Source organism: Nocardiopsis sp. iso_186 (genome assembly GCF_056173365.1).
Genome location: NZ_CM149670.1, coordinates 4,181,305 through 4,206,881, shown reverse-complemented (window position 1 = coordinate 4,206,881; position 25,577 = coordinate 4,181,305). Strand labels below are relative to the sequence as shown.

Genomic DNA, 25,577 nt, shown 5'->3' with positions numbered 1-25,577 from the left:
GTCGCGCGGCCGACGACTCAGAGGTCCACCGACTCCAGAGGATGAGTGCCGCGAGGACGAATGGCCGGTCGGCGTCGGGAGGGCGCTGCGCGGACCCCGTCCACCGCCGACCGGTAACCGTTGTCTCCCGTGGGTCGCGGGTCAGCCCTCCGGGAGTTTCGGAGCGGCCTCGGCCAGTGCCAGGAGCGCCTGGGCGAAGCACTCCTGCGGCGGGTTGACCAGACCCGCACCCACCTGGCCGGTGCCCGCGACCTTCCCGGCCATTCCGGTGTTGATCTGGGGCAGTATGCCGGTCCGCACCACCCGTGCGACGTCGATCCCGGTGGGTGCGCCACGGAAGTCGAGGACCGGCAGTTGGAAGGCCGGGTTCTCGGCGAGCGTGATCTCGTACATGCTGCGCGAGGTGGCCAGCGCGAACGCCACGTCACCGCCGACGAAGCGGACGATCGCCGGAGCCGTTGCCATCGCCATGCCGCCGATGCCGCAGGTCTCGGTGATGGCGGAGTCCCCGATGTCGGGGTTGGCGTCATCGGGGCCGTATGCACCCAGGAACAACCCCTCGGGGGTCTGTGCGGGGCCGGTGAACCAGGTGTCACCGGTGCCCGAGACCTGGATGCCGAAGTCGGTCCCGTTGCGTGCCATGGCCACGACCAGGGTGGAGCCGGGGACGTCGCGTCCTGCGTCCATCATGAGTTTGCCCGCCGGCATCACGAGGTTGAGGAAGAAGTGGTCGTTGCCGCCGACGAAACGGACCGCCTCGGCCAGGTCGGTGGCCGGTGCCCCGGAGGTGATGAGCGCGGGCAGCAGCTCACGCAGCAGCATCAGTGTTCCCGAACGGTTGCGGTTGTGCCCCTCGTCGCCCATCTGCAGCATCTGGGCGATGATCGCGCCGATGTCGATGGCCCCTGCCGCACGCACCGCGTCGCGCAACAGCGGTCCCAGGACCGCCGACATCCAGCGCAGCCGCTCGATCACCTCGGAGCCATAGGCTCCGTAGCGCAGAACCTTCCCCAGCCCCTCGTTGAGGGAGCAGAAGGCGCGGCGCCCGCTGGCCTCGTCAACGAGTTCGAACACCCACATGGACGGGCTGATCACGCCCGCCATCGGCCCCACCGCCGCATGGTGGTGGCAGGAGTCGAGGGTGACGGCCCCCGATGCCAACACCTGCTGGGCTTCCTCGGGAGTGGACGCCACGCCTTCGAAGACCATCGCGCCCATCAGCGCACCGCGCAGTGGCCCGGAGGCACGTTCCCAGGTGATCGGGGGGCCCGCGTGGTAGAAGGTGCCGGGTGCCATCCCCAGTGCCTCCCCGGCCGGTCGCACGTCCACCAGTTGCGGACGCACGGCGAGGACCCGTTCCACGGCGGTGGCGTTGGCCTGGGCCCGCCGTGGGTCGGCCAGCACGCGTACCAGCGCCTCGTCGAGAGCACCATCGCCCATCGGGGGCGCGAACTCCACGGGGGTGACAGGTACGGCCTGGGCGGTCAGTGCGTCGGTGAACAGCCCGGCGCCGACCGAGACGACAGAAGGGTCGGTGGCGAGCAGGGTGGATTCTCCGGACATGAATGGGCCTTTCATCGCGGTGCGCGGCGGTTGTCCACGGGTACGGGCTGTGCGGTCGGAACGGCCGACGCCGGTCGAGTACACGCCGGGGCCGTTCCGGTGCGGGGTGTTCCTCGGGGGGAGGGGCCCGCGCCGGCCGCGGTCACTCCAGCAGCTCCAGTGCCCGGCGGGCCGCCGCGGCATTGGACAGGTACACCTCGGCGCCTGCGTCGGTCAGCACGGTCGCCTGGCGCTCCAGGCCCTGCGGATCGCCACTGCTGCCGCACAGCGTCACCACCACCGGTACCGTGCCGCCTGAATCCCGGACGGCCGCCGCCACCCCGGCCGCGGGGTCGGGGTGCGCACCGTGCCCCAGAACCAGATCCAGCAGTACGACACCGGTGGCGGGATCGGCGAGCTCCGCACGCAGCCGTTCCTCCCGCACCGACGGGTCGATCATCGGGTGCGGACGTCCGGCGGTGAGGGTGTCGTCGCCGAAGTCGATCACCAGGTGGCCGTCGTGGCGCAGGTCGGCCGGCAGGGTCCACGCGTCCTCCCCGGGCCGCAGCGGGATGTTGGAGGCGATCGGGCCCAGCGCGCGAGCCGCCACCAGCATCGCCTCGTCGGCGAGCGTTCCCCCGCAGAACAGGCCGCGCAGTGCCCCGGCACGAGGCGTGACCGCCCCGGCAGGGAACCAGGACGGCCAGGTCGGGGCGGGGGCGCCGAATGCCGTGACCACCTCGGCCGCGGCAGCGCTGATGTCGTCGCCGGTTCCCAGCAGCACAAGATGGACCGGGGTGTCCAGGGCCGCGGACGCGGCCCGCACCGCCGCTGCGACCTCCGGCGCGGGCGGTTTGGAGACCACGACGATCCGCTCGGTTGCCTCGTCGGCGTCGAGCAGCTGCAACGCCTGGAGGGTGGAGCGACCGCCCACCGCCGCGGACAGGTCCCGCCCGCCCACGCCCAGGCAGTGTCCGACGCCTACTCCGGCAGCGTCCAGCAGGCACATCAACTGCTGGGCGCCGGTCCCCGAGGCCGCAACGATTCCGACGGGCCCGGGACGAACGGTGTTGGCGAACCCCAGTCCGGCCCCGCCGACCACTGCCGTGCCGCAGTCGGGCCCCATCACCAGGCGCCCCAGTTCAGCGGCCCGCTCCTTCAGCGCGATCTCGTGCGCAACGGGGACGTTGTCGCTGAAGATCAGCACGTCCAACCCGGTCTCCAACGCCTCGAACGCCTCGGCTGCGGCGTAACGGCCCGGCACCGACACCAGGGCCAGCGCGGGGGGAGTTCCGTTGCCCGCCGCTCGCTCGACGGCGCTGCGCATCGACCGGGGCGGGGCCGCGTCATCGCCGCCGGTGCTGCCGGTACCGCTTCGGCCCATGGCCGCAAGTTCGGTATCGGCCAGCTCCAGGGCAGCCGAGCGGGTCGCCTCGTCGTCGGCACGCACCGCGATGACGAGGTCGTTGGGGCCGGTACCGGAAGGAACTTCGGCGTCCATCTGGGCCAACAGTTCCAGGTTCAGTTCGGTGGCCATGGCCACCAGCGCCGCGGTCACCCCCTCGAAGCCGGCGACGGTCCTGCTCACGCTCATCAACGCGACCGAGTCCCGGTAGGCGCCTTTGCGGATCTGCACCGTAGTGGCGCTGGCCGCCGTTTTGCTCGTCACGGACGCTCCCTGTCTGCTGGTGGGGATGGAGAAGTCAGTGCCCCGGCTCCGGCGAGGACGCCCAGGGCGAGGTCGGTTCCGGAGGTATGGCCGACCGTGCGCAGCGCCGTCAGCGCGGGGCCCACCGGTGCGTGTCCTGCGACCGCGTCGATCAGGGCGACCGCCTGCGGACAGGCTTCACCGCGCGCGGCGTACTCCAGCAGGGTCGCCGACAGCGACGTGGTCGCGGTGCGGGCACGCCGGAGCGCGGCAGTGGTCAGTGGGGTGGAACGGTTGCCCAGGTGACGTACGGCGAGGACGAATCCGCATACGGCGTCGTCGCCGCTCGGGGTGAGACCGGGGCCCAGGCCGACCAGTGCGTGGGCGGCCCGCCGAGCCGCAGCGGGGTCGTCCAGAGCCGGCGCGAGAAGCGCCAGCAGACCGGAAGAGAGCCCGCCGGTGGTGTCGGCCAGGTTTTTTCCCAGCGCGGCCAGTGCAGCGGCGGCGGGTCCGGGTGGAGCGGCAGGCGGACGGGGACGCGACGGTCGCCACCACCGGCCCACTTGGACGGTGAGTGAGCCGGTGGGGCTGTCGAGAACCACGGAGCATCGACCGATGCGAGCCGACGTGGCCGGGGCCACGTCGGCGAACGGCCAGACGCTCTGAGGTTCGGCGAGGACCACCCCGTTGGGCAACCGAACGGCGTCGTGTGCCAGTACCGCCACCACGGCCGGCCTCGGGGAGTCCTCCAGTTCAAGGTAGACCGCCGAGCGGAATGCTCCCAGTACCCGCGCAGGCCGGAACGGGCCGCTCATAATGTCGTAAAGACCCGACGCCGCGGCCCCGGCCCGGTTGGCCGCGGGAAAAGTCCCGGTCCGCCGGGGGGACCTCGCTCCTCGGTGCGTGGCCCAAGCACAGGTCTGCGTCCGGGGGGAGTACTGCGCCACGTCCTGCTCTGGCCAATAATCGGCCACTGCGTCTCCCCTTCCCGCATCCGGCGGACCTGACCTGGGTGATGACGCTATGCGAGCCGCTATCGTCTCCACATGGAAAACGTTGCCAACGATCACGACGGCACTGGACATAATCTGACTAGCTCGGACCGTGTGCACGCCTCCAGTACGTTGGCGCGCGGGTTGAGCGTCGCCGAGGCACTGGAGTTGTCCAGTCTGGCCGGGACACGGGTCGTCGCCGGTACGGGCGGGATGGATCGGGCCATCCGACGCCTCAACGTCATGGAGGTTCCCGACATCCTGCCGTGGGTCAAACCCGACGAGCTCCTGTTGACCACCGGCTACCCGCTGCGCAACGATCCGCACCAACTGGCCACTCTCGTGCGCGAGCTCGCCGCACGGGGGCTGGCGGCACTCGCCGTCAAGCTCGGCCGCTATGTGGACGAGCTTCCCCCGGAGATGCTGCGCGCTGCCGACGAGGTCGGTCTGCCGCTCCTGCGTCTCCCGGACGGAGTCGCCTTCGACGACGTCCTCAACCAGCTGCTCACCGACATCCTCAACCGTCAGGCGGCAACGCTCGCCCGTGCCGAGGAGGTCCACCGGGTACTGGTCAATGTTGTTCTCGCCGGCGGTGGGCTGGCGGCGATCACCAACGAGCTGCCCGCTCTCCTGGACGGCGGGGTCATGGTGACCACGCCGGACGGACGAGTCCTCGCGAGGTCGGGGCTGTCGGAGGAGACGCTTGCCGACCCCCGCTACTTCGAGCTCACCAGCGGCCGTTTCCAGGTGGAGCGTTGCAAGCACGGCATCCGCGCCCTCGACGACGACAACGCCCGGGTGGTCCAGGTCCCGGTCCTCGCCGGGAACCTCGACCACGGACGCATCGTCCTCATCACCCACGAGCGCTCCATCGATCCCACCGACGTGCACGTTCTGGAACGTGCTGCCGCCACCGCCGCGCTCGTCATCACCAGGGATCTCGCGGTGGCCGCGGTCGAGGGCAAGTACCAGGGCGACTTCCTGCGCGACCTGCTCGCGGGCCGTGCGGGCGACCCCGAGCACGCGGTCCGTCACTGCGCGACGCTGGGATGGGACGTGGACCGGCCCCTCGTCGTGGTGGTCGCCGAGATGGACGCCGAGTCCGACACCAGGGTGCCCGCCGCCGGTGATCTGCGTCCCGCTCACGAACGGTTCGCCAGTGCCTGGACGATGGTGGTGCGCGAACGCGATCCCCGGGCGGCCGTCGCCGGGTACAGCCAGGAGGTCGTGGTGGTCATGGGGGCCGACGACTCCGTCGGTGCACCAGGGCCCGGCCGGCTGGTCCGCACCATGGTCGGTCAGGTCTCGGGTGACGGTGGTGGTGGCCGGCGCTCCTTCGCCACCGGGGTCAGCCGCATCGTGCACAAACCCGAGCAGATTCCCGCGGCCTATGAGCAGGCCCGCCAGGCCGCGCGGGTGGGCCGCCAGATGTACGGGGTAGGGGCCGTCGCAGACTTCGACGACCTCGGCGTCTACCGGCTGATCAGCCTGGTGCCGGACGGGGCCGAGCTCCAGGCGTTCATGACGGAGACACTGGGCGGCCTGGCGGTGCGTGGCGACGCCGAGGTGGACGATCTGCGCACCACCCTGGAAGTGCTGCTGGACAACAACCTCAACGTGGCCGAGACCGCCCGCCTGCTGCACTTTCACTACAACACCCTGCGGTACCGGATCGGCAAGCTCGAACGCATGCTCGGCCCCTTCACCACCGACCCCCACTTGAGGCTCAACCTGATGGTGGCCCTGCGGGTGATCCAGATGCGTGGGCTGACCTAGCGCAGGGCGGGGGCACCCGGCCCGCTCCGTCGCCAGCGCAGCCCGACCCGCGGTGATTGCCGAAAGATGGGGGCTCCTTCTGTGCACAATCGCTGAAACCACAGGTGGGAAGCCCGACGTGTGGTGAAGTCACATCGTTATCCGCTGCCAGGTAACGCGTGGGAAATTGGGGCGCGACAATTTGGACATTGAGTCGTGCCGAACTGGACCCTGCGTGTTCGCGAGGACCGGACACGCAACTGCGGTACGTGGCAAACCGCGACGGCTCCCTCCGACAGGTCCGCGGCCGTGTTGGGCAGCACTGCACAACTGGGTAGAGGGTATTCAGCAGTTGTCGCTAGTGAAGCGGGTTTCCGCAGGTCCCTAGTGTTGCTCCAATTAGTGAACCAGATCACGTCCGGCTGGTTCGCGGGGACTGCGGATCGGGTCCACCGGGGGGTGCCCAGTCGCGCCAGAAGCGTCATTTTGGAGGCGGGTATGAAGCTCGGCTTGGGCTGGAAGCTCTACGGGGACGGCAGCGCCCCACCCCCGGGAGAGGTCGTCAAGCCCCAGGAACGGCTGTCCTGGGGACGTACAACAGGGCTCGGAGCCCAGCACGTCGTCGCCATGTTCGGCGCGACGTTCGTCTTCCCGATCATCATGGGCCTGGACCCGAACCTGGCCATCATGATGTCGGGTTTCTGCACCATTCTCTTCCTGTTGATCGTCAAGGGCCGGGTCCCCAGCTATCTGGGCACCAGCGCCGCCTTCGTGGGCGCGGCCGTCATCATCTCTCCCAACGGGGAGAACCCGGCTGTCCTCACCGGGGCGATCCTGGTCGCCGGGGTGGTGCTGGCGCTCTGCGGGCTCGCCATCCACCTGCTCGGCCCGGTCGTCGTCCTCAAGGCGTTCCCCCCGCCGGTGACCGGCGCGGTCGTCATGCTCATCGGGTTCAACCTCGCCCCTGTCGTGGCCACCGTCTACTGGCCCGTCAACCAGTGGATCGGCCTGTTGACCATGGCCTTCGTGGTCCTGGCCACGGTCCTGCTCAAGGGCTTCCTCGGACGCATCACCATCCTGCTGGGCCTGGTGTTCGGCTTCCTGATGTCGTGGGTCTTCGACCTCGTCTTCGGTATGCACCAGGTCGTCCAGGACGACGGGACCTTCGCCAGCGCCATGCGCGTCAACCTCTCGGGCGTCGCCGACGCCTCCTGGATCGGCCTGCCGGCCCTGCACGCCCCCGAGTTCCAGACCTCCGCCATCCTGGTCGCCCTGCCCGCCGTCATCGCCCTCATCGCGGAGAACGCCGGCCACGTCAAGGCCGTCCAGGAGATGACCAAGGAGGACCTCGACCCCTACATGGGCCGCGCCATCCTGGCGGACGGCGTCGCCACCGCACTGTCCAGTTCCCTCGGCGGCTCGCCCACGACCACCTACGCCGAGAACATCGGCGTCATGGCGGCGACCCGCGTCTACTCCACGGCCGCCTACTACGTGGCGGCCATCGTCGCGATCCTCTTCGGCTTCTGCCCCAAGTTCGGCGCCCTCGTGGCAGCCACTCCCTCCGGTGTCCTCGGCGGCATCACCGTGGTGCTCTACGGCATGATCGGCCTGCTCGGCGCCAAGATCTGGGTGGAGAGCAGAGTCAACTTCGCAAACCCCCTGGTCCTGGTCCCGATCGCGGCGGGACTCGTCGCCGGAATCGGCAACGTCGAACTCGCCTTCACCGAGAGCTTCGTCATCAACGGCATCGCCCTGGGCACGATCATCACCCTCGTGGGCTACCACCTGTTGAACGCCCTGGCCCCGGCCGAGCTCAAACCCAAGCCGCTCCCGATGAGCGCCTACGACACACCCTCCTACGACACGCCGGAGGACAGCACCAGAACCTGAGGCGACGCGGGCCCGGCAACGCGCGCCGGGCCCGCGGGCGCTTCGTCTCGACAACCAAGGGGACCCGTGAAGCCACCGCCGTTCTCGTACCACGCTCCAGCATCCCTGCCCCATGCCCTGTCCCTGCTCGCCGAGACCGGCTCCGACGGCAAGGTCCTCGCCGGTGGCCAGAGCCTGATCCCGCTGCTGAACATGCGCCTCGCGGCGCCGGCCCACCTCGTGGACATCAACGGGATCACCGAACTGGACCGCGTGGACACCGACGCCACCGGGGTACGGGTGGGTGCCCTCGCCAGGCATTCCAGAGTCGAAGCCGACCCGGCCGCGGCCGCGGCCGTCCCCCTGCTGGGTCAGGGGCTGCGCCTCGTCGCGCACCCGGTCATCCGCAACCGCGGCACGACCGTGGGCAGCCTCGCCCACGCCGACCCCTCCGCCGAGATGACGGCGGCACTGGCCCTGCTGGGGGGAAGCGTGGTCGCGGCCAGTACCGACGGGGAGCGCACCATCGACGTCGCCGACTTCTTCGTCGGTCCCATGGAGAGCAGTCTGCGCACCGGTGAACTGCTGGTCTCGGCGCACTTCCCCCGTCCGCCCGCGGGCAGCGGAACGGCGTTCGCCGAACTGGCCCGCAGGCACGGCGACTACGCGATGTGCGGTGTGGCGGCCCTGGTCACCCTCGACCAGGACCTGCGGGTATGTGCGGCCCGTGCCGCCTACCTCTCGGTCGCCCCGGTCCCGCTCGTGCTCGACCTCACCGAGCCCCTGGCCGGACGTCCTCCCGGTACCGCCGACTTCGCCGCAGCCGGTCGGATGACCCGCGGACGCCTGGAACCGGAGGAGGACATCCACGCCACCGCCGAATACCGCGCGCACCTGGCCGAGGTCCTCACCGCGCGGGCACTGCGCGAGGCCGCCCAGGCCGCGATCCGCACCAGCCTCGATCCGGCCGAGAGCGCCCGGGAAGGAGCCCCCACATGAGCGAGGAACTGCACGAGATCCGGTTGCGGGTCAACGGGGCGGTGCACACCGCCACCGTTCCCGCCCGACGCCTGCTCTCCGACTGCCTGCGCCACGACCTCGGACTCACCGGGACCCACGTGGGTTGCGAACACGGCGTCTGCGGTGCCTGTACGGTCCGCATCGACGGTCGCCCGATGCGGTCCTGCCTGATGTTCGCGGTCACCGCCCAGGCCCACGAGATCACCACCGTCGAGGGGCTGGCCGCCGCAGACGGAACCCTGCACCCGGTGCAGCGCGCCTTCCGCGAGTGCCACGGGCTCCAGTGCGGGTTCTGCACGCCCGGCTTCCTCAACGTCGCCGCCGCCTACCTCGACGACAACCCCGACCCCACCGAAGAGCAGGCCCGCGAGGCCATCGGCGGCAACCTGTGCCGCTGCACCGGCTACCAGAACATCGTGCGGGCGGTCCTGCGCGCCGCCGAACTCCGGCGCGCCGACGGTACGCCGGTTCCCGAGCAGGCCGCACCCGAGGACGCGCGCACCCCAGGAGACCGCTGATGACCACCAAGATGTTCGGCCTTCCGGTCCAGCGCACCGAGGACCAGCGCCTGATCACCGGAAAGGGCGGTTACCTGGACGACCTCGGCGCCGGTGCCTACGCGGCGGCGTTCGTGCGCAGCCCGCACGCCCATGCCCGCGTCCGCGACATCGACGTCATGGCGGCCCTGGAGGTGGACGGCCTTGTCGCCGTCTACACCCACGACGACCTCACCGGCCCCATGGCCGAGCCGCTGCCGCTGCTCATTCCGCACCCCTCGATCCTGGACGGGCGTACCGCCCACGCCCTTGCCAAGGAGTACGTCCACCACGTCGGCGAGCCGGTGGCCATGGTGGTGGCCCGCGACCGCTACATCGCCGAGGACGTCGTGGAGCGCATCGCCGTGGACTACGAAATCCTCGATCCGGTGGTCGGGATCGAGCAGGCACTGCTGGCCGAGCGCGTCGTGCACGCCGGTATGGGCGACAACGTGGCCGCGCACCTGGTGCAGGAGGTCGGTGACGCCCGCGCGGCCATCGCAGCCGCTCCCAACCGCCTCGACGTCGAGTTGGACATCGAGCGTTCGGCCTGCACCCCCATGGAGGGGCGCGGCGTCTACGCGCGTTGGGACGGCCCCGACCAGATGCTGCGGCTGTACAGCTCCACCCAGACCGCCTCGGGGGTGCGCGCGGCGGTCGCTGCCAAGCTCGAACTTCAACTCGGCCAGGTCGAGGTCGTCGTGCCCGATGTCGGCGGCGGGTTCGGCGTCAAGATCATGCACCCCTGGCCCGAAGAGGTCATGGTGCCCTGGGCGGCGCGCGCCCTGGGACACGAGGTGAAGTGGACCGAGGACCGGCGCGAGCACTTCGTGGCGGCCGCCCACGAGCGTGCCCAACACCAACGCGTGACGGTCGGCTTCGACGACGACGGGCGGTTGCTCGGCCTGGACGTCAACATCAGCCACGACAACGGCGCCTACCTGCCATACGGCGTCATCGTGCCCATCATCACCTCGACCCAACTGTTGGGCCCTTACAAGCCGGGCGCCTACCGGGTGGAGTTTCGCAGCCTGTACACCACCACCGCCATCGTCACTCCTTATCGGGGGGCGGGGCGACCCCAGGGCGTGTTCGCGATGGAGCGGACCATGGACGCCATCGCCCAGCACTTGGGCATGGACCGCGCCGAGGTCCGCGCGGTCAACTTCATCCAGCCCGACGAGATGCCCTACGACCAGGGGCTGCTGTTTCAGGACGGTCGCCCGCTGATCTACGACTCCGGGGACTACCCGACCTCTCTGGCCATGATCAAGGACCTCGTCGGCTGGGACGACTTCACCGCCTACCGTGAGGAGGCCCGCGCCCAGGGGCGCACGGTCGGACTCGGACTCGCCTGCTACGTGGAGGGCACCGGCCCCGGCCCCTACGAGGGCGGCCACGTCCAGGTCGAGACCAACGGCAAGGTCCGGGTCGCCACCGGACTGACCAGCCAGGGGCAGGGGCACCAGACGGTCCTGGCCCAGATCGTCGCCGACGAACTGGGCGTTCCCATGTCCGACATCGAGGTGACCACCGGCGACACCCGACGGATGGCCTACTCGGTGGGTACCTACGCCTCCCGCGGCGCGATCATGAGCGGCAGCGCGGTGGCACTGGCCGCGCGCAGACTCAGGGAGAAGGCGTTGCGCATCGCCGCCGACGCGCTGGAGGCCGATTCCGGTGACCTGGAGATCGTGGACGGCCGGATCCGGGTCAAGGGGAGTCCGGCATCGGGTATCGAGCTGGGCACCGTGGCGGTGCTGTCCAACCCGTTGCGCTATGCCTTCGACGAGGCGTCCAAGGCCGCCACCCAGTTCACCGGAGCCGCGGACTTCGCCAAACCCCCGGTAGCCGAGGACGACGAGCCCGGGCTGGAAGGGACCGACTTCTACTCTCCGCTGCGCTGCACCTTCGCCAGCGGCATGCACGCCGTCATCGTCGAGACCGACCCGGAGACCGCCGACATCAAGATCCTGCGGTACTGCGTCGTGCACGACTGCGGCAAGCTCATCAACCCTCTCATCGTCGAAGGGCAGGTCCACGGGGGAGTGGCCCAGGGAGTGGCCGGTGCGCTGTACGAGCGAATGGCCTACGACCCCGGCGGTCAGTTGCTCAACGCCTCCTTCATGGACTTTCTCATGCCCTACGCCACTGAGGTCCCGACCATCGAGATCGACCACCTGGAGACCCCCAGTCCACTGAATCCCCTGGGGATCAAAGGCGCGGGCGAGGCCGGCGTGATCCCCGGCGCAGCGGTGCTGGCCGCCGCGATCGAGGACGCGGAAGGCTTCGCGATCCAACGCATGCCCATCTCCCCGTCGGAGCTGTTCCACCTGCGCCGCCGCTTCGCCTCGGGAGAGATCGCGCCACTGCCCGGCCGCGCTGCCCCCGCACCCACCAACGAACAGGAGAGCTGAACGCATGAAGGTCACGGGGACCACCACCCTGAGCGCGCCCGCCGAGCAGGTGTGGGCCACCATTCTCGACCCGGCCGTGCTTGCCCGGACCATTCCCGGCTGCGAACAGTTGGAGACGACCGGCCCCGACCGGTACCGGGGGACGATCACCGCCGGAGTGGCCTCCATCAAGGGAACTTTCCTGGGCGACGTGGAGCTCACCGACCTGGAACAGCCGGTGTCCCTGGTGCTGCGTGCCTCAGGCGCCGGCGGCCCCGGAACGGTCAAGGCCGACGTGGCGGTGCGCCTGGTCAACCTGGGTGACGGACGCACCGAACTCAGCTACGACGCCGACGCGGTCGTGGGCGGTATGGTCGGCGGGGTCGGGCAGCGAGTGCTGACCGGAGTCGCCAAGAAGATGGCGGGCGAGTTCTTCGCCGCCATCGACGGCGAACTCAACGGCCGAACCGTCCCGGAGGCGGTGACCGCCGTCTCGATTCCCGACGGGCAGTCCACCGCCGCCGACCGCCCCGTGCCGGCCGTCCCGGGTGTGTTTCCCGGCCGGACCTCAGCGCCTGCGCGGTCCGGTACGGGAGACGAGTTCGCCAAGGGCGCGCTGGTGGGTGCTGCCATCGCGCTTGCCGGAGTGCTGGTCGGAGTCCTCGCGGGGCGCCGATCCAGGAGCTGACGGGCCCTCGGGCCGACGGTTGGGGCGCGGCGCTGGGACCGTGCCCCACACCTGCAAGGTCACCGAGGATGCTACGGAGAGTGCCGCCGCGGTGCTAAGTTCACCTTCAGCACGCCAAAACGATCTTTTGGGCCGGGCTCCTACGGGAGCATTCGATGAAAGCCTTCGGGTTGGTATGTCGGTGTTCGAGCACCCGGCGCGACCCGGATCGCTTCTCCCCACGCGGGGCGCTTGCGCGCATGCCCCTGAAGCGTCTTCGAGGACTGAAGAACATAGTGAACGACTCCCCGAAACTCACCACCAAGATCATCGTTGCCGGCGGCTTCGGCGTCGGTAAGACGACGTTCGTGGGCGCGGTGTCGGAGATTCCCCCGGTCCGCACCGAGGCCGCGGTCACCTCTGCCAGCGCCGGAATCGACGACCTCACCAAGACCCCGGACAAGACGAGTACCACCGTCGCCATGGACTTCGGGCGTATCTCGCTCGACGCCGATCTCGTCCTCTACCTGTTCGGAACCCCTGGCCAGCAGCGGTTCTGGTTCATGTGGGACGACCTGGTGCGCGGAGCGCTGGGCGCGGTCATCCTGGTGGACACCCGCCGTCTGGAGGACTCCTTCCAGGCCATCGAGTACTTCGAGCGGCAGTACCGCCTGCCTTTCCTCATCGCGGTCAACTCCTTCGACGCGGACCACGTCTACACCGTCGACGAACTGCGCGATGCGCTCGCCCTGGCCCCCGACATCCCCATCGTCAGCACGGACGCCCGTGATCGCGAGTCGGTGCTGTCCACACTGGTCACCCTCGTCAAGCACGCGATGGCGGTCGAGGCCCGGAACAATCGACAACTCGTGCACTGAACCGAGCCCCTGCGAGGAGCGCCGAGGGCACGCCGCGAGAAGAGGTCGCCGAAACCGCTCCGCGGTGCGGCCGACGGGGCAGGATAGGCCCACACCCGATGCGGGTTGCGTCCTTCCCACGAGCACGCGGAAAGCAGGCCCATGCGAAAAATCCTGATCGTGGGCGGTGGTCAATCCGGCCTCCAACTCGCCCTCGGCCTCCTCGACGACGACTACGACGTCACCCTGGTCACCGCGCGCACTCCCGACGAGATCCGAGGGGGGCGTGTGTTGTCCACCCAGTGCATGTTCGACACCGCCCTCCAGCACGAACGCGACCTGGAACTCAACCATTGGGAGGACCGGGCCCCCAAGATCGAGCACCTCGGCATCTCGGTGGCAGGTCCCGGCAACGACCGCGTCATCGACTGGGCCGGCCGGACCACGGCCTTCGCCCAGTCGGTTGACCAGCGGATCAAGATGGCCGCCTGGACGGAGGAGTTCGAGGCCAAGGGCGGCCACCTCACCATCGCGGGTGCGACCGTGTCGGACCTGGAGCGCTTCGCCGTCCTCTTCGACCTGGTCGTGGTGGGCGCGGGCAAGGGTGAGATCGCCCAGTTGTTCGACCGCGACGCCAGGCACTCGCCCTACACGGTGCCGCAACGGGCGCTCTCGGCCGCCTATGTCAACGGGATGACCCCCCGCGCCGAGCATGCCCGGAACCAGACGCTGCACTTCAACATCATCCCGGGTGTGGGCGAACTGTTCACCTTCCCCGCCCTCACTCTCGACGGTCCCTGCGACATCCTTTTCCTCGAAGGCGTCCCCGGCGGTCCGCTCGACGTCTTCGACGGACTGGACGACCCCTACGAGCACCTGCGCCGGGCCCTGGAACTCGTCCGCAGCCACGTCCCCTGGGAGTACGAGCGCTGCGCCGCCGTCGAACTCACCGACCCCGGCGCTGTTCTCGCCGGCCGTCTCACACCTGTCGTGCGCAAACCCGTCGGTCGACTGCCCGGCGGCAGGATCGTCCTGGGGATGGCCGACATCGTCGTGGCCAACGACCCCGTCACCGGCCAGGGCGCCAACTCCGCGGCCAAATGCGCCGCCGCCTATCACCTGGCCATCGTCGAGCACGGTGACGAGCCGTTCGACGAGGCGTTCATGCAGGCGGCCTTCGACTCCTACTGGGACAAGGCCCGCCACGTGACGGCGTGGACCAACGCGCTCCTGGCGCCACGACCCCCGCACGTCCTGGAGATCCTGGCCGCTGCCGGGCGGCACCAGGAGATCGCGGACCGTTTCGCCGCGGACTTCGACGACCCCAGCCGGTTCGCCACCTGGTTCCTCGACCCCGTCGGCGCAGGCGCGTACCTCGCCGACGTGGCAGCGCGCGCGGGAGGGAGCCGAGCGGAGCCTCCCCGTTAAGGGGGCGTCCGCAAGATTGCTCGCCTCAGGGGAACCGCTGAGGGTCGGGCGGCGTTACTCTGCTGTGGTGTTCGGACGAATGGCCGAGAGCGTGCGCCGGATCATGGGGAAGCCCGGATCCGTCGCCCTCCAGCCTTATACCAAGCTGCTGAAGTCCATCGAGGAGCGCGAAGAGCGCCTCCGGGAACTGAGCGATGCCGAGATCACCGCGGCCGCCGCGGAACTCGGCAACGCCGAGCTCCCCTACGAACGCGACGACCTCGCGGAGCTGTGTGCGCTGGGGCGCGAGGCCGCGCACCGTGTCCTGGACGAGCGCCCCTTCGACGCCCAGCTGATCGGTGTCATGGCACTGCTGGACGGCCATGTCGCCGAGATGGCCACCGGTGAGGGCAAGACCCTGGCCGGAGCGCTGGCCGCCGCAGGGTTCGCGCTGCGCGGGCAGCGGGTGCACGTCCTCAGCGTCAACGACTACCTCGCCCAACGCGACGCCGAGTGGATGCGCCCCCTCTACACGTTGCTGGGGGTGGAGGCCGGGTGGATCGGCCAGGAGTCCACCACCGAGCAGCGACGCGCTGCCTACGCGGCCGACATCACCTATGCCTCGGTCAGCGAGTTCGGGTTCGACGTCCTCCGCGACCGCCTCGCCACCGACAAGGCCGACCTGGTCGTGCCCAAACCCAACATCGCCCTCATCGACGAGGCCGACTCGGTCCTGGTTGACGAAGCCCGGGTGCCCCTGGTCCTGGCAGGCGCTGCCGAGGCGGCGGAGTCCGACGCCGCGATGGCCGAGCTGGTGCGCGGGTTGCGCCCCAAGATCGACTATCTGGTTGACGACGACGGCCGAAACGCCCATCTCACCGACGCCGGCATCGACGCGGTGGAGAAGGCACTGGACGGTGTGGACCTCTACTCCGCCGACGACACCGCACTGCTTCCCAGGGTGAACCTGGCGCTGCACGCCCACGCCCTGCTCCAGCGCGACGTGCACTACGTGGTGCGTGACGGCCAGGTCCGCCTGATCAACGAGTCACGCGGGCGTATCGCGCTGCTCCAGCGCTGGCCCGACGGGCTCCAGGCCGCGGTCGAGGCCAAGGAGCACGTGGCGGCGAGCGAGACCGGTGAGGTCTTGGACTCGATCACTGTGCAGGCACTGGTTCTGCGTTACCCGACCCGATGCGGGATGACCGGAACCGCCATGGCGGTCGCCGAGCAGCTGCGCGAGTTCTACGAGCTGGAAGTCGCGGTCGTCCCGCCCAACAAGCCCAACGTCCGGCAGGACGAGCCCGACCGCCTCTACGCCACACCGGAGGAGAAGGAGGACGCCCTCCTGGAGGAGGTCGTCTCGGTGCACACGGAGGGGCGTCCGGTGCTCATCGGCACCCAGGACGTCGCCGAGTCCGAGCGTCTCGCCGAACGCCTCGCCAAGAGCAACCTGCCGTGTGTGGTCCTCAACGCGAAGAACGACGCGGACGAGGCGGCGGTGATCGCCGAAGCCGGCACGTACGCTCGCGTGACCGTGTCCACCCAGATGGCCGGGCGCGGGACCGACATCCGCCTGGGCGGCAGCGACATGGCCGACCGCGATCGGGTCGTGGAAGTGGGCGGCCTTTACGTCATCGGCTACGGCCGCTACCCCAGCAGCCGTTTGGACGACCAGTTGCGCGGTCGTGCGGGACGTCAGGGCGACCCGGGCGGCTCGGTGTTCTACGTCAGTGTCGAGGACGACCTGATCGCCAACAACGCCCCCGAGACCCGTGGTTACGACGTCACCTCCGACGGCGCGATCACCGACCCGAGCTGGCGCAGTACCGTGGACCACGCCCAACGCGTGGCAGAGGGCCAACTCCTGGAACTGCACCGCAACACCTGGCGCTACAACCAGCTCATCGACGTGCAGCGCGGGGTCGTGCTGGAGCACCGCGAGGCGGTGCTCACCGACGATCTCGGCAAGCGTCAGCTCGCCGTGGACTGCCCCGCCACCTACGAGGAGTTCATCGACGAGGTCGGCGAGGAGGAGGTCGCGCGGGCCGCGCGCCTCATCACGCTGTACCACCTGGACCGCGGCTGGACCGACCACAGCGAGTTCCTGGCCGATCTGCGCGAGGGAATCCACCTGCGCTTCCTCGGCCGGCGCAACCCGCTCGACGAGTTCAACCGCGACGCGGTCCCCGCCTTCAAAGGCTTCCTCGACAACGCCCGCTCCCGCGCCGCGCAGATGTTCGCCGACGCCAAGGTCGCGAACGGGCGGATCGACGTGGACGCCGCCGGGGTGAAGCGGCCGTCGGCCACCTGGACCTACATGGTGCAGGAGCAGCCCTTCTCCACCGAGTTCGAGAGCATGGTCGGCAAGCTCAAGAACCTGGGCGGGCCGGGACGCGAGTAACCAGCCGGTCCGGGACTGCCCCTGGCAGGCCCGGACCGGGGTATGGCTGTCCCCACCATCGGTTCGGGTACTACAGGGCGGGTGCGCGGACGGGCGCCTGACTAGCGTTGCCGACATGACCGATATTCCTGCTGAGCAACCGCTCCAGGCCATGCGCCGTCGCCGGTACCTCGTCTCGGCGTGGCCGTGGCGAAGCGCCGCCCACGTCGTCACCACACTGATCGTCACCGGGGTCGTCCTGCTGCTCCTGGCGGCCCTCGCCGTACCGGCCACGCTGGCGATCAGCGTGCTCGTCGATCCGCTGAGAGCGCTCGGTCCGGGGGAGGTCCTCCTACTGCCCGTCGGGATCGCCCTGTTCGTCCTGCTGGCGCCGGCGGTGACGATACCGCTGGGCGCGCTGGAGCGCCTCCGGCTGCGCCTCGTCGACGACCGCCCCGTCCGCAGCGGCCACCGCATTCCCGCTACGCCCGGACTGTGGCCCTGGCTGCGGACCCGCTACACCGAGGCCGCCACGTGGTACGAGTTCGCTTACGCCGGCGTACTGATCCTGGTGATGCTTCCGCTCATCGGCCTCCTGGGCATGCTCCTGTTCATGTGCGGGCTCGTCGTGTTCTCCCCGATTTTCCTGTTCGAGCAGGACGACGTCCCCTTCTCGCTGGGCTTCACCGAACTCACCGAACCGCTTCAGGCACTTCCCTGGTCGATCGGAGTCGTCGCCCTGCTCCTGTGCGGTGGCCCCTATCTGCTCGGTCTGCTCACCAGTGGGCACGCGCTCGGCGCCCGCGTCCTGCTCGGGCGGGAATCGACCGATGAACTGCGCGACGAACTGGGGCAGGTGACCGACTCCCGGGCGCGCTTGGTGGACGCCTTCGAGATCGAGCGGCGGCGCATCGAGCGCGACCTGCACGACGGTGCCCAGCAGCGGCTGGTCGCGCTCACCATGCAGTTGGGCATGGCCCGCCTGGACGTCCCCGCCGAATCCCCGGCAGCGGCCTCCGTGGAACAGGCGCACGAACAGGCGAAGCTGCTCCTCGCCGAGCTGCGCGAACTGATCCGCGGTATCCATCCCCAAGTGCTCACCGACCGGGGTCTCGCCGCGGCGCTGCCCGAGCTCGCCGATCGCGTCGCCCTCCCGGTACGCGTCAGCGTGGACATCGCCGAACGTCCGCCCGCCCACGTCGAGAGCACGGCCTACTTCGTGGTCGCCGAGGCGTTGACCAACCTCGTCAAGCACAGTGAAGCCACCACGGCCGCGGTCACCGCGGCACTGCACGACGGTGCTCTGGTGGTGGAGGTGCACGACGACGGACAGGGCGGTGCCGAGCCGGGGAAGGGGAGCGGGCTGACCGGACTGGTCAACCGGGTCTCCGTCATGGACGGCATAATGACCCTGTCCAGCCCGTCAGGCGGGCCCACCCTGATCCGCGTGGAGTTGCCGTGTCCGAAGTAGCGTCGCCTGCCGGAACCGAGCGGGCCCGGGTCGTCCTGGCCGACGACGCCGTGCTGTTGCGGGAGGGGATGGCCGGGTTGTTGGCCCGCTTCGACTTCACAGTGGTTGCCGCGGTGGGAGAGCCCGACCACCTGATCGCCGCGGTCGCCGAGCACGACCCGGACCTGGTGGTCACCGACATCAGGATGCCCCCCGGCTTCACCGACGAGGGGCTGCGCGCGGCGGTGGAGCTGCGGAGGCGGAATCCCGATCTGGCAGTGGTCGCCCTGAGCCAGTACGTCGAGCAGAGCTATGCCGCCGACCTGCTCGACTCCGGAAACGGTGAACGGGTGGGGTACCTGCTCAAGGACCGGGTGGTGGACGTCGAGGAGTTCGCGGAGACCCTGCGCCGGGTCGTGGCCGGTGCGACCATTGTGGATCCTCAGGTGGTGCGCCAGCTGCTGAACCGCCGCCGTGACCCGGTGGAGCGCCTGACCTCTCGCGAGCGCGAGGTCCTGGCACTCGTCGCCGAGGGGTGTTCCAACACCTCTATCGCCCGGGCCCTGGTGGTCACCGAGGCCGCGGTGGGAAAGCACATCGGTGCCATCATGGCCAAACTGGACCTCCCGCCGGAGGACGGAGACGTCAACCGCCGTGTGATGGCAGTCCTCGCCTATCTGCGCACCACCCCTCCCCGCTGACCGGGAGGCTGCCGTTGCCGTCCTCGGGGGTCAGGGGGCAACGGTGCGACCAGCGGTAAAGGGGCGCCAATACCTGCCAACTCTGTTGGCAGGTATTGCCGATTAAACCGTTCATTCGGCGCAGTTGAATCCTTACATCACCGCAGAGAACTGATGTAGGGAGCGGCGCTGATGGCACGGCAACGGCGAGTCCGGATCGGCATCGACACCGGCGGTACCTTCACCGACGTCGTGGCCTTCGACGAGGACACCGGGGAAATCACCACGACCAAGACCCCTTCGACGCCTGCGGACCCCGCGGACGGGTTCATGAACGGCATCGCCAAGGTGGTGGAGCTGCTCGGCGGCGACGTCGAGGTCAGCGCGGTCGCCCACGGGACCACCGTGGCCACCAACCAGCTGCTCGAGGACAAGATCGGCCGCCTGGGTTTCATCACCACCGAGGGCTACGAGTACCTTCTGGAGATCGCCCGCCAGGCCGTCCCCGACGGCTACGGTAACTCCTACTTCTGGGTCAAGCCCGACCGGATCGTCCCCGTCGACCGGGTGCGCACCGTGGGCGGACGCCTCGACCACACCGGCGCCCAGGTGCGCCCCCTCGACGAGGAGCAGGCCGCCGAAGCCGCCCGTTGGTTCCGGGACCAGGGCATCGACACCATCGGGGTCTGCCTGCTGCACTCCTACGCCGACCCCTCCCACGAGGAGCGGGTCCGCGAGATCCTGCGCGCGGAGCACCCGGACGCGGTCGTCTCCATCAGCTCCGAGGTCCTGCGCGAATACCGCGAGTACGAGCGTGCGATGACCACCCTGGTTGACGCGGCGGTCAAGCCGCGTGTCGCCCGCTACGTCGGCGGTATCCGCTCCCGCATCGACGCCGGGCCGCTCACCGCGGAGCAGCGGCGCGTGCCCTTCTCCATCATGAAGTCCAACGGCGGAGTGCTCTCCGCCGAGGAGATCGTGCACCAGCCCATCACCACGGTGCTGTCCGGCCCCGCCGCAGGCGCGCTGGGAGCGGCCCTGATCGCCGCGCGCGCAGGGTTCGACCGCGTCCTCACCCTCGACGGCGGCGGCACCTCCACCGACGTCTCGGTCGTCCTCGGCGGCGAGCCGGGCCTCACCACCGAGGGCAGTATCGGCCGCTACCCCTCCAAGATCCCGATGATCGACATCGTCACGGTCGGGGCCGGCGGCGGGTCGGTGGCGTGGATCTCGCCCGAGGGGGCGCTCAAGGTCGGACCGCACTCGGCCGGTGCCGATCCGGGCCCGATCTGCTACGGCAACGGCGGCACCGAACCCACCATCACCGACGCCCACGTCCTCCTGGGCAGGATCCCCCCGCACCTGCTGGGCGGGGAGATCGGCCTGGACGCAGGATCCGCGAGGGAGGGCATCGCCAAGATCGCCCAGGAACTGGGGATCGGTGTGGAGAAGGCGGCAACCGGAATCCTGGAGATCTCGGCGTGGAACCAGGCCAACGCCCTGCGCCAGATCACCGTGCAGAGGGGCCTGGACGTCCGCGACTTCCACATGGCGACCTTCGGCGGATCCGGGTCACTGCTGTTGTGCAGGCTCATCGACATCCTCGGTCTGGCCGGCGCGATCGTCCCCAGGGACCCCGGCAACGTCTCCGCGTTCGGCCTGCTCACCGTGGACGTCAAGAACGACTACGTTCAGACCCACGTCACCCGGCACACCGAACTCGACCTGGTCGCGGTCGGGTCGATCCTGGCCGAGCTCACCGGCTCCGCGGCCGACGCCCTCGAACGGGAGGGTTTCGCCCGCCCCGACCACCACTACGCGCGCACCGCCGACCTGCGCTATTTCGGTCAGGCGTACGAGGTGCGGGTAGCGGTGCCCGACGGTCCGGTGGACGCGTCCCTGGCCGACGCGGTCGCCGAGGCGTTCCACGACGCCCACCGCTCCCTCTATGGCTACGACTTCCGTGGCGACACCGACCAGCAGGTCGAATGGGTCAACCTGCGCGTCACGGGTGTCGGCCGGATCCGCCGGCCGGAACTGCGCGAACTGCCCAGCGGGGAGGGGGGACCCGAGCGGGCGCTGAGCGGGCACCGCGACGTCCACTTCGACGAGGGTGCCCGGCCCGGCTACCGCACAACCCCCGTCTACCGCCGTGCCGACCTCGCGTCCGGCGACCGGATCGAGGGGCCCGCGATCATCGAGGAGTTCGGCTCCACCATTCCGCTGCACCCCGGGTTCACCGCCCGGATCGACGGCTACGGCAACGTGCTGGTCACCGCCGACGCCGCCACCGCCCCGACCGACCAGGAGCGCTGAGCCATGACCGCCACGAACACCGCCGCACCCGTTGTGGATCCCGTCCTGCTGGAGATCGTCGAGGGCAGCCTGGCCTCGGTCGAGAAAGAAGTCGAGACGGCGATCGCCCGCACCTCCCGGTCGCCCATGATCCGCGACGCACACGATTTCCGCGCAGGGATTCACGACCGCCGGTTGCGCAAGCTCACCGGCCGTTCCTACTCCGCGCTGGTGCACCCCATCGCCCGTGACTTCCCCTTGGAGACGATGAATCCGGGGGACGTCTTCTTCCACAACGACGTCTACGAGTCCGAGGGCGGTATCGGGCACCTGCCGGACCTGTGCGTCACGGTCCCGGTCTTCCACGACGACGGTGACGGACCCGAGGTCGTCGCGTTCGTGCAGGCGTTCGGACATCACGACGACATCGGCGGCGGCTGCCCCGGTTCGATGCCCTCAGGCGCCACCTCGGTGTATGAGGAGGGCCTGATGGTCCCGCCGATCCGCCTGTGGGACCGGGGCGTGCCCAACGAAGCGGCGCTGCGCATCATGACCCGCAACTCACGGATGCCCGACTCGCTGGCAGCCGACCTCGACGCCGAGTGCTCGGCCTGCCTCATGGGCGCGCGTCGCCTGGGCGAGCTGTTCGCCCGCTACGGTCGGGCCACCGTCGAGGCGTGCTTCGACGCGCTACTGGCCAAGACCACCGAGACCTACCGGCGCGAGATCCTGGCCAAGATCCCCGACGGCACCTACGTGTGGGAGGACTACGCCGAGCACGACGGCGTGGACGCCCCCAAACTGCACACCCAGCGCATCACCCTCACCAAGGTCCCCGACAAGATCATCATCGATTTCACCGGGACCTCGGCCCAGGCGAAGGGGCCCATCAACCACTGCGGAGACTACGCCGACGGCAACTTCCTGAAGAAGTGGCTGGCCCCGATCCTGCGCAATCTCGCAGACACTCCCGAACGCATGGCCGAACTCGACGTCAACGAGGGCGTCGTGCCGCTCATCGAGATGCGCTTCCCGCCCAAGGGCACCCTGCTCACCCCGGTCTTCCCAGCCCCCACCAACGCACGCACCTTCGTCATCCTGCGGTTGCTGGGCGTGTTGTCGGGGGTTCTCGCCAAGGCAGTGGACGGACGCATGCCCGCCGACCAGGAGACCATCCGCTACACCGGAGTGCACGGCACGGATGAGCGCGGCGAGCACTACCTGATGCGCGAGGTGCTTGGCGGTGGCTCCGGCGGACGCTACTACGCGGACGGCGAGGACACCATCCACGTCGTGCCCGACTCCCGCAACCTGCCCACCGAGTTCACCGAGTCACGGTTCCCGTTCCTCGTGGAGCGGTTGGGGCTGGCCCGTGACTCCGGGGGAGCGGGGCGCTACCGCGGCGGCCTGGGGTACGAGAAGCACATCCGGATGCTGCGCGACGCCTCCTTCATGTCCATCGCCGACCGTTCCATCCTGTCCTGCTGGGGGGTCAAGGGCGGCAAGGCCGGCCGGCCGTTCCAGGTCACCATCGACCCGGGCGGCCCCAACGAGCGGGAGATGGACGGGCTGGTTGACGCCGAGCCGGTGCGTGCAGGAGAGGTGATCCGGATCCGTACCACCGGCGGGGGCGGTTGGGGCGATCCGCTGGAACGGGAAGTCGATTCCGTCCTTTGCGATGTGCTTTGGGGCAAAGTCTCACGGGAGGCGGCCCGGGAGGATTACGGTGTGGTGGTCAACGGACCGGACAGCACCCCCCAGGCCGATCTGGCCGCGACCGAGCGGCTGCGCGACCGACTGCGCGCCGACCGCGACCCCGACCTTCCCTTCTTCGACAGAGGGCCGGGTTACGCGATCCTGTCGGGGGGCGCGACATCCTCGGAGGTGGATCGACTGTGACACAACCACGGGTCCTCGTGACCGGAGCGGCCGGCAAGACCGGGCGTGCCGTCCTGGCCGCGCTCGCCCACAAAGGGGCACGGGCCCGGGCCTTGGTGCACCGCGAGGACCAGAGCGCCGGGGCGCGCACCTGGGGAGCGGCGGAGACGGTCGTCGGTGACATGCGCGACCGCGCCGTCCTGAAGCAGGCGGCCTCGGGGGTGGACGCGATCTACCACATCGCGCCCAATATGAGTCCCGACGAGGTCGAGATCGGGGAGACGCTGATCTCGGCGGCCAAGGCCGCCGGTGTGTGGCGGGTGGTCTACCACTCGGTCCTGCGGCCCCAGATCCAGGCGATGCCGCACCACTGGGCCAAACTCCTGGTGGAGGAGGCGCTCTTCAGGTCGGGCCTCAACGTCACGGTGCTCCAACCCGGTCCCTACGCGCAGAACCTGTTGGCCGAACTCGACACCGTGCGCGCCACCGGACAGCTACGGGTGCCCTACTCCATCGAGGTGGAGTTCGCGATGGTCAACCTGTGGGACGTCGCCGCGGTGGCGGCGCGCTGCCTCACCGAGCCGGTTCGCGCACCCGAGGCCGACCTGTTCCGCGACGACGCGAGAGTGGGGCTCGCGGCGCTCGACGACCACGGCGCCGACGACGATCACTCCTTCGCCGTCTACGAGCTGGCCGGACCGCGCAACGTGTCGGTCCGTCAGGTCAGTGGCGCTTTCGGTACCGTGCTGGGCAGTCCGGTGACCGCGGTGACGGTCCCGTTGGACGAGTGGCGGTCCCGGGCGGAGGAGGCGGGCATGGCCGAGCCGGTGCGCGCGGGGCTGGCGGCGATGTTCGACTACTACGACGCCCACGGGTTGCGCGGCAACGGCCGGACCCTGCGCACCCTGCTGCGCCGCCCGGGCCTGGACGCCTACGAATGCCTGCGTCGCGAGGCCCGCATGGCCCTCAGCCGTGAGGAGCGCGACGCGTTCGTGCGGACCAGGGCCGCGCGCCGGCGGTAACCGGATCGGGGGCCGGTCGCGCAGCCGCGCGACCGGCCCCGCCCTGCCTCGGGCCGCGCGGGGCCTAGCCGGACCATATGGCTACTTGTGACATTCAATCCGACCTTCTTGGGCAACTGTGGACCGGGATGTAGATGGGGTGCTCTTCTAGAGTCGGCAGCACCGCTTTTTGAGGAGCGCTTGCCCGAGGAGCCAGATGTCCCAACCGCGCCGCGTTCTTGTCGCCCTCGGCGGCAACGCCATGACCACCCCCGACGGAAGCGCGCGCCCTGACGACCAGCGCAGGGCCATCGAAGCGGCGATGGGCGACATCGCCGCACTGATCGTCAACGACACCGAGGTCGTTCTGACGCACGGCAATGGACCGCAGGTGGGCAACCTCCTGGTCAAGAACGAGATGGCCGCGCACGTGGTCCCGCCCGTACCGCTCGACTGGTGCGGGGCCCAGACCCAGGGAACCATCGGTTTCACCATGGCCGGCGCGCTGGAGACGGCACTGGCTGCCCGAGGGACGCCTCGGTTCGTCTCGGCGATCGTGACCCGGACCCTGGTGGATGCCGCGGACCCTGCGTTCACCGCTGCGGACAAACCGATCGGCCGCTACCTGCCTGCCGCCCAGGCCGCCGAGTTCATCGCCCTGGGCCAGAACTGGACCGATTTCGGCGAGCGTGGATGGCGCCGGGTGGTCGCCTCCCCGGAGCCGCACGAGATCCTCGACGCCCCCGCCGTCCACGCGCTGCTGGCCGCGGGGATCGTTCCCGTCGCCGCGGGCGGTGGGGGGATACCGGTGGTGCGGGACGCGTCGGGCACGCTGCGCGGGGTGGAGGCCGTACTGGACAAGGACCGCACGGCCGCTCTGCTGGCCCGCACGGTCCAGGCCCAGACCCTGGTGATCGCGACCGATGTGCCCAACGCGATCCTGCGCTACGGCTCGCCCGACGCCGTGCCGATCGGTCGGATCAGCGCCACCGAACTCGGCCGCCATGCTGTCGCCGGGCACTTCGCCGGGGGCAGCATGGGGCCCAAGGTCGAGGCCGCGCTGCGGTTCGTCGTCGAAGGGGGAGGCCGGGCGGTGATCACCGCGCTCGACCGGCTGGCCGAGGGGATCGCCGGGGAGGCCGGAACAGTGGTCGAACCCGGCTGACCTCGGGACGCTCGAAACCGGCACGGATCCATG

Annotated in this window: 18 protein-coding genes; 15 read left to right on the top strand and 3 right to left on the bottom strand. The window is 69.8% G+C overall.

The features are described 5' to 3' along the window. Positions 1 to 141: 141 nt before the first annotated feature. The 3 genes from AC0VYP_RS18485 to AC0VYP_RS18475 form a co-directional block, all read right to left on the bottom strand. The gene (locus tag AC0VYP_RS18485) at positions 142 to 1,563 is read right to left on the bottom strand and encodes a YlbE family protein (protein WP_475470931.1); all 1,422 of its coding nucleotides are present in this window, start codon (positions 1,561 to 1,563) and stop codon (positions 142 to 144) included. A gap of 142 nt (positions 1,564 to 1,705) precedes the next feature. Beyond that, entirely contained in the window at positions 1,706 to 3,211 is a 1,506-nt protein-coding gene (locus tag AC0VYP_RS18480; protein WP_285757329.1) for an FdrA family protein, read from the bottom strand. Beyond that, positions 3,208 to 4,005 (bottom strand): oxamate carbamoyltransferase subunit AllH family protein, encoded by a 798-nt coding sequence (locus AC0VYP_RS18475; RefSeq protein WP_285757328.1) that lies wholly within the window; start codon positions 4,003 to 4,005, stop codon positions 3,208 to 3,210. The genes AC0VYP_RS18480 and AC0VYP_RS18475 overlap by 4 nt, the downstream gene beginning before the upstream one ends. 291 nt (positions 4,006 to 4,296) lie before the next feature. Between AC0VYP_RS18475 and AC0VYP_RS18470 the strand changes: the two genes are divergently transcribed. The 15 genes from AC0VYP_RS18470 (at position 4,297) to AC0VYP_RS18400 (ending at position 25,544) form a co-directional block, all read left to right on the top strand. Then, entirely contained in the window at positions 4,297 to 5,958 is a 1,662-nt protein-coding gene (locus AC0VYP_RS18470) for a PucR family transcriptional regulator (protein WP_475470929.1), read from the top strand. A 477-nt stretch (positions 5,959 to 6,435) separates the two neighbouring features. After that, entirely contained in the window at positions 6,436 to 7,830 is a 1,395-nt protein-coding gene (locus tag AC0VYP_RS18465) for a uracil-xanthine permease family protein (RefSeq protein WP_475470927.1), read from the top strand. A 66-nt stretch (positions 7,831 to 7,896) separates the two neighbouring features. Then, entirely contained in the window at positions 7,897 to 8,808 is a 912-nt protein-coding gene (locus AC0VYP_RS18460) for an FAD binding domain-containing protein (RefSeq protein ID WP_285757325.1), read from the top strand. Next, complete coding sequence (locus AC0VYP_RS18455; RefSeq protein WP_475470924.1) at positions 8,805 to 9,347, top strand: (2Fe-2S)-binding protein; 543 nt, start codon at positions 8,805 to 8,807, stop codon at positions 9,345 to 9,347. Before AC0VYP_RS18460 ends, AC0VYP_RS18455 begins: the two co-directional genes overlap by 4 nt. After that, positions 9,347 to 11,782: an aerobic carbon-monoxide dehydrogenase large subunit gene (gene cutA / locus AC0VYP_RS18450; protein ID WP_475470922.1), complete on the top strand. Its 2,436-nt coding sequence runs from the start codon at positions 9,347 to 9,349 to the stop codon at positions 11,780 to 11,782. The genes AC0VYP_RS18455 and cutA overlap by 1 nt, the downstream gene beginning before the upstream one ends. 4 nt (positions 11,783 to 11,786) lie before the next feature. Next, on the top strand, positions 11,787 to 12,449 hold the full coding sequence (locus AC0VYP_RS18445; RefSeq protein WP_475470921.1) for an SRPBCC family protein: 663 nt from the start codon (positions 11,787 to 11,789) through the stop codon (positions 12,447 to 12,449). A gap of 275 nt (positions 12,450 to 12,724) precedes the next feature. Next, the gene (locus tag AC0VYP_RS18440) at positions 12,725 to 13,306 is read left to right on the top strand and encodes a GTP-binding protein (protein WP_285757321.1); all 582 of its coding nucleotides are present in this window, start codon (positions 12,725 to 12,727) and stop codon (positions 13,304 to 13,306) included. 141 nt (positions 13,307 to 13,447) lie between these two features. Continuing rightward, positions 13,448 to 14,713, top strand: a complete 1,266-nt coding sequence (locus AC0VYP_RS18435) for a styrene monooxygenase/indole monooxygenase family protein (RefSeq protein ID WP_285757320.1) — start codon at positions 13,448 to 13,450, stop codon at positions 14,711 to 14,713. Positions 14,714 to 14,792: 79 nt separating this feature from the next. Beyond that, on the top strand, positions 14,793 to 17,096 hold the full coding sequence (gene secA2, locus AC0VYP_RS18430) for an accessory Sec system translocase SecA2 (RefSeq protein WP_285757892.1): 2,304 nt from the start codon (positions 14,793 to 14,795) through the stop codon (positions 17,094 to 17,096). Positions 17,097 to 17,211: 115 nt separating this feature from the next. Beyond that, positions 17,212 to 18,546, top strand: coding sequence for a sensor histidine kinase (locus AC0VYP_RS18425; protein ID WP_475470918.1), 1,335 nt, complete (start codon positions 17,212 to 17,214; stop codon positions 18,544 to 18,546). Continuing rightward, on the top strand, positions 18,534 to 19,226 hold the full coding sequence (locus tag AC0VYP_RS18420; RefSeq protein ID WP_285757318.1) for a response regulator transcription factor: 693 nt from the start codon (positions 18,534 to 18,536) through the stop codon (positions 19,224 to 19,226). Before AC0VYP_RS18425 ends, AC0VYP_RS18420 begins: the two co-directional genes overlap by 13 nt. Positions 19,227 to 19,397: 171 nt before the next feature. Further along, on the top strand, positions 19,398 to 21,521 hold the full coding sequence (locus tag AC0VYP_RS18415; RefSeq protein ID WP_285757317.1) for a hydantoinase/oxoprolinase family protein: 2,124 nt from the start codon (positions 19,398 to 19,400) through the stop codon (positions 21,519 to 21,521). Positions 21,522 to 21,524: 3 nt separating this feature from the next. Continuing rightward, positions 21,525 to 23,399 (top strand): hydantoinase B/oxoprolinase family protein, encoded by a 1,875-nt coding sequence (locus tag AC0VYP_RS18410; RefSeq protein WP_475470915.1) that lies wholly within the window; start codon positions 21,525 to 21,527, stop codon positions 23,397 to 23,399. Beyond that, positions 23,396 to 24,400, top strand: coding sequence for an NmrA family NAD(P)-binding protein (locus tag AC0VYP_RS18405; protein WP_475470913.1), 1,005 nt, complete (start codon positions 23,396 to 23,398; stop codon positions 24,398 to 24,400). The genes AC0VYP_RS18410 and AC0VYP_RS18405 overlap by 4 nt, the downstream gene beginning before the upstream one ends. Positions 24,401 to 24,596: 196 nt before the next feature. After that, positions 24,597 to 25,544 (top strand): carbamate kinase, encoded by a 948-nt coding sequence (locus AC0VYP_RS18400; protein ID WP_475470911.1) that lies wholly within the window; start codon positions 24,597 to 24,599, stop codon positions 25,542 to 25,544. Positions 25,545 to 25,577 lie beyond the last annotated feature (33 nt).

What these genes read in the sequence shown, in the direction of transcription:
- AC0VYP_RS18485 (WP_475470931.1), bottom strand. Translation starts at nt 1,563, where the DNA reads ATGTCCGGAGAATCCACCCTGCTCGCCACCGACCCTTCTGTCGTCTCG.
- AC0VYP_RS18475 (WP_285757328.1), bottom strand. Translation starts at nt 4,005, where the DNA reads ATGAGCGGCCCGTTCCGGCCTGCGCGGGTACTGGGAGCATTCCGCTCG.
- AC0VYP_RS18465 (WP_475470927.1), top strand. Translation starts at nt 6,436, where the DNA reads ATGAAGCTCGGCTTGGGCTGGAAGCTCTACGGGGACGGCAGCGCCCCA.
- AC0VYP_RS18455 (WP_475470924.1), top strand. Translation starts at nt 8,805, where the DNA reads ATGAGCGAGGAACTGCACGAGATCCGGTTGCGGGTCAACGGGGCGGTG.
- cutA (WP_475470922.1), top strand. Translation starts at nt 9,347, where the DNA reads ATGACCACCAAGATGTTCGGCCTTCCGGTCCAGCGCACCGAGGACCAG.
- AC0VYP_RS18445 (WP_475470921.1), top strand. Translation starts at nt 11,787, where the DNA reads ATGAAGGTCACGGGGACCACCACCCTGAGCGCGCCCGCCGAGCAGGTG.
- AC0VYP_RS18435 (WP_285757320.1), top strand. Translation starts at nt 13,448, where the DNA reads ATGCGAAAAATCCTGATCGTGGGCGGTGGTCAATCCGGCCTCCAACTC.
- secA2 (WP_285757892.1), top strand. Translation starts at nt 14,793, where the DNA reads ATGGCCGAGAGCGTGCGCCGGATCATGGGGAAGCCCGGATCCGTCGCC.
- AC0VYP_RS18425 (WP_475470918.1), top strand. Translation starts at nt 17,212, where the DNA reads ATGACCGATATTCCTGCTGAGCAACCGCTCCAGGCCATGCGCCGTCGC.
- AC0VYP_RS18415 (WP_285757317.1), top strand. Translation starts at nt 19,398, where the DNA reads ATGGCACGGCAACGGCGAGTCCGGATCGGCATCGACACCGGCGGTACC.
- AC0VYP_RS18410 (WP_475470915.1), top strand. Translation starts at nt 21,525, where the DNA reads ATGACCGCCACGAACACCGCCGCACCCGTTGTGGATCCCGTCCTGCTG.
- AC0VYP_RS18400 (WP_475470911.1), top strand. Translation starts at nt 24,597, where the DNA reads ATGTCCCAACCGCGCCGCGTTCTTGTCGCCCTCGGCGGCAACGCCATG.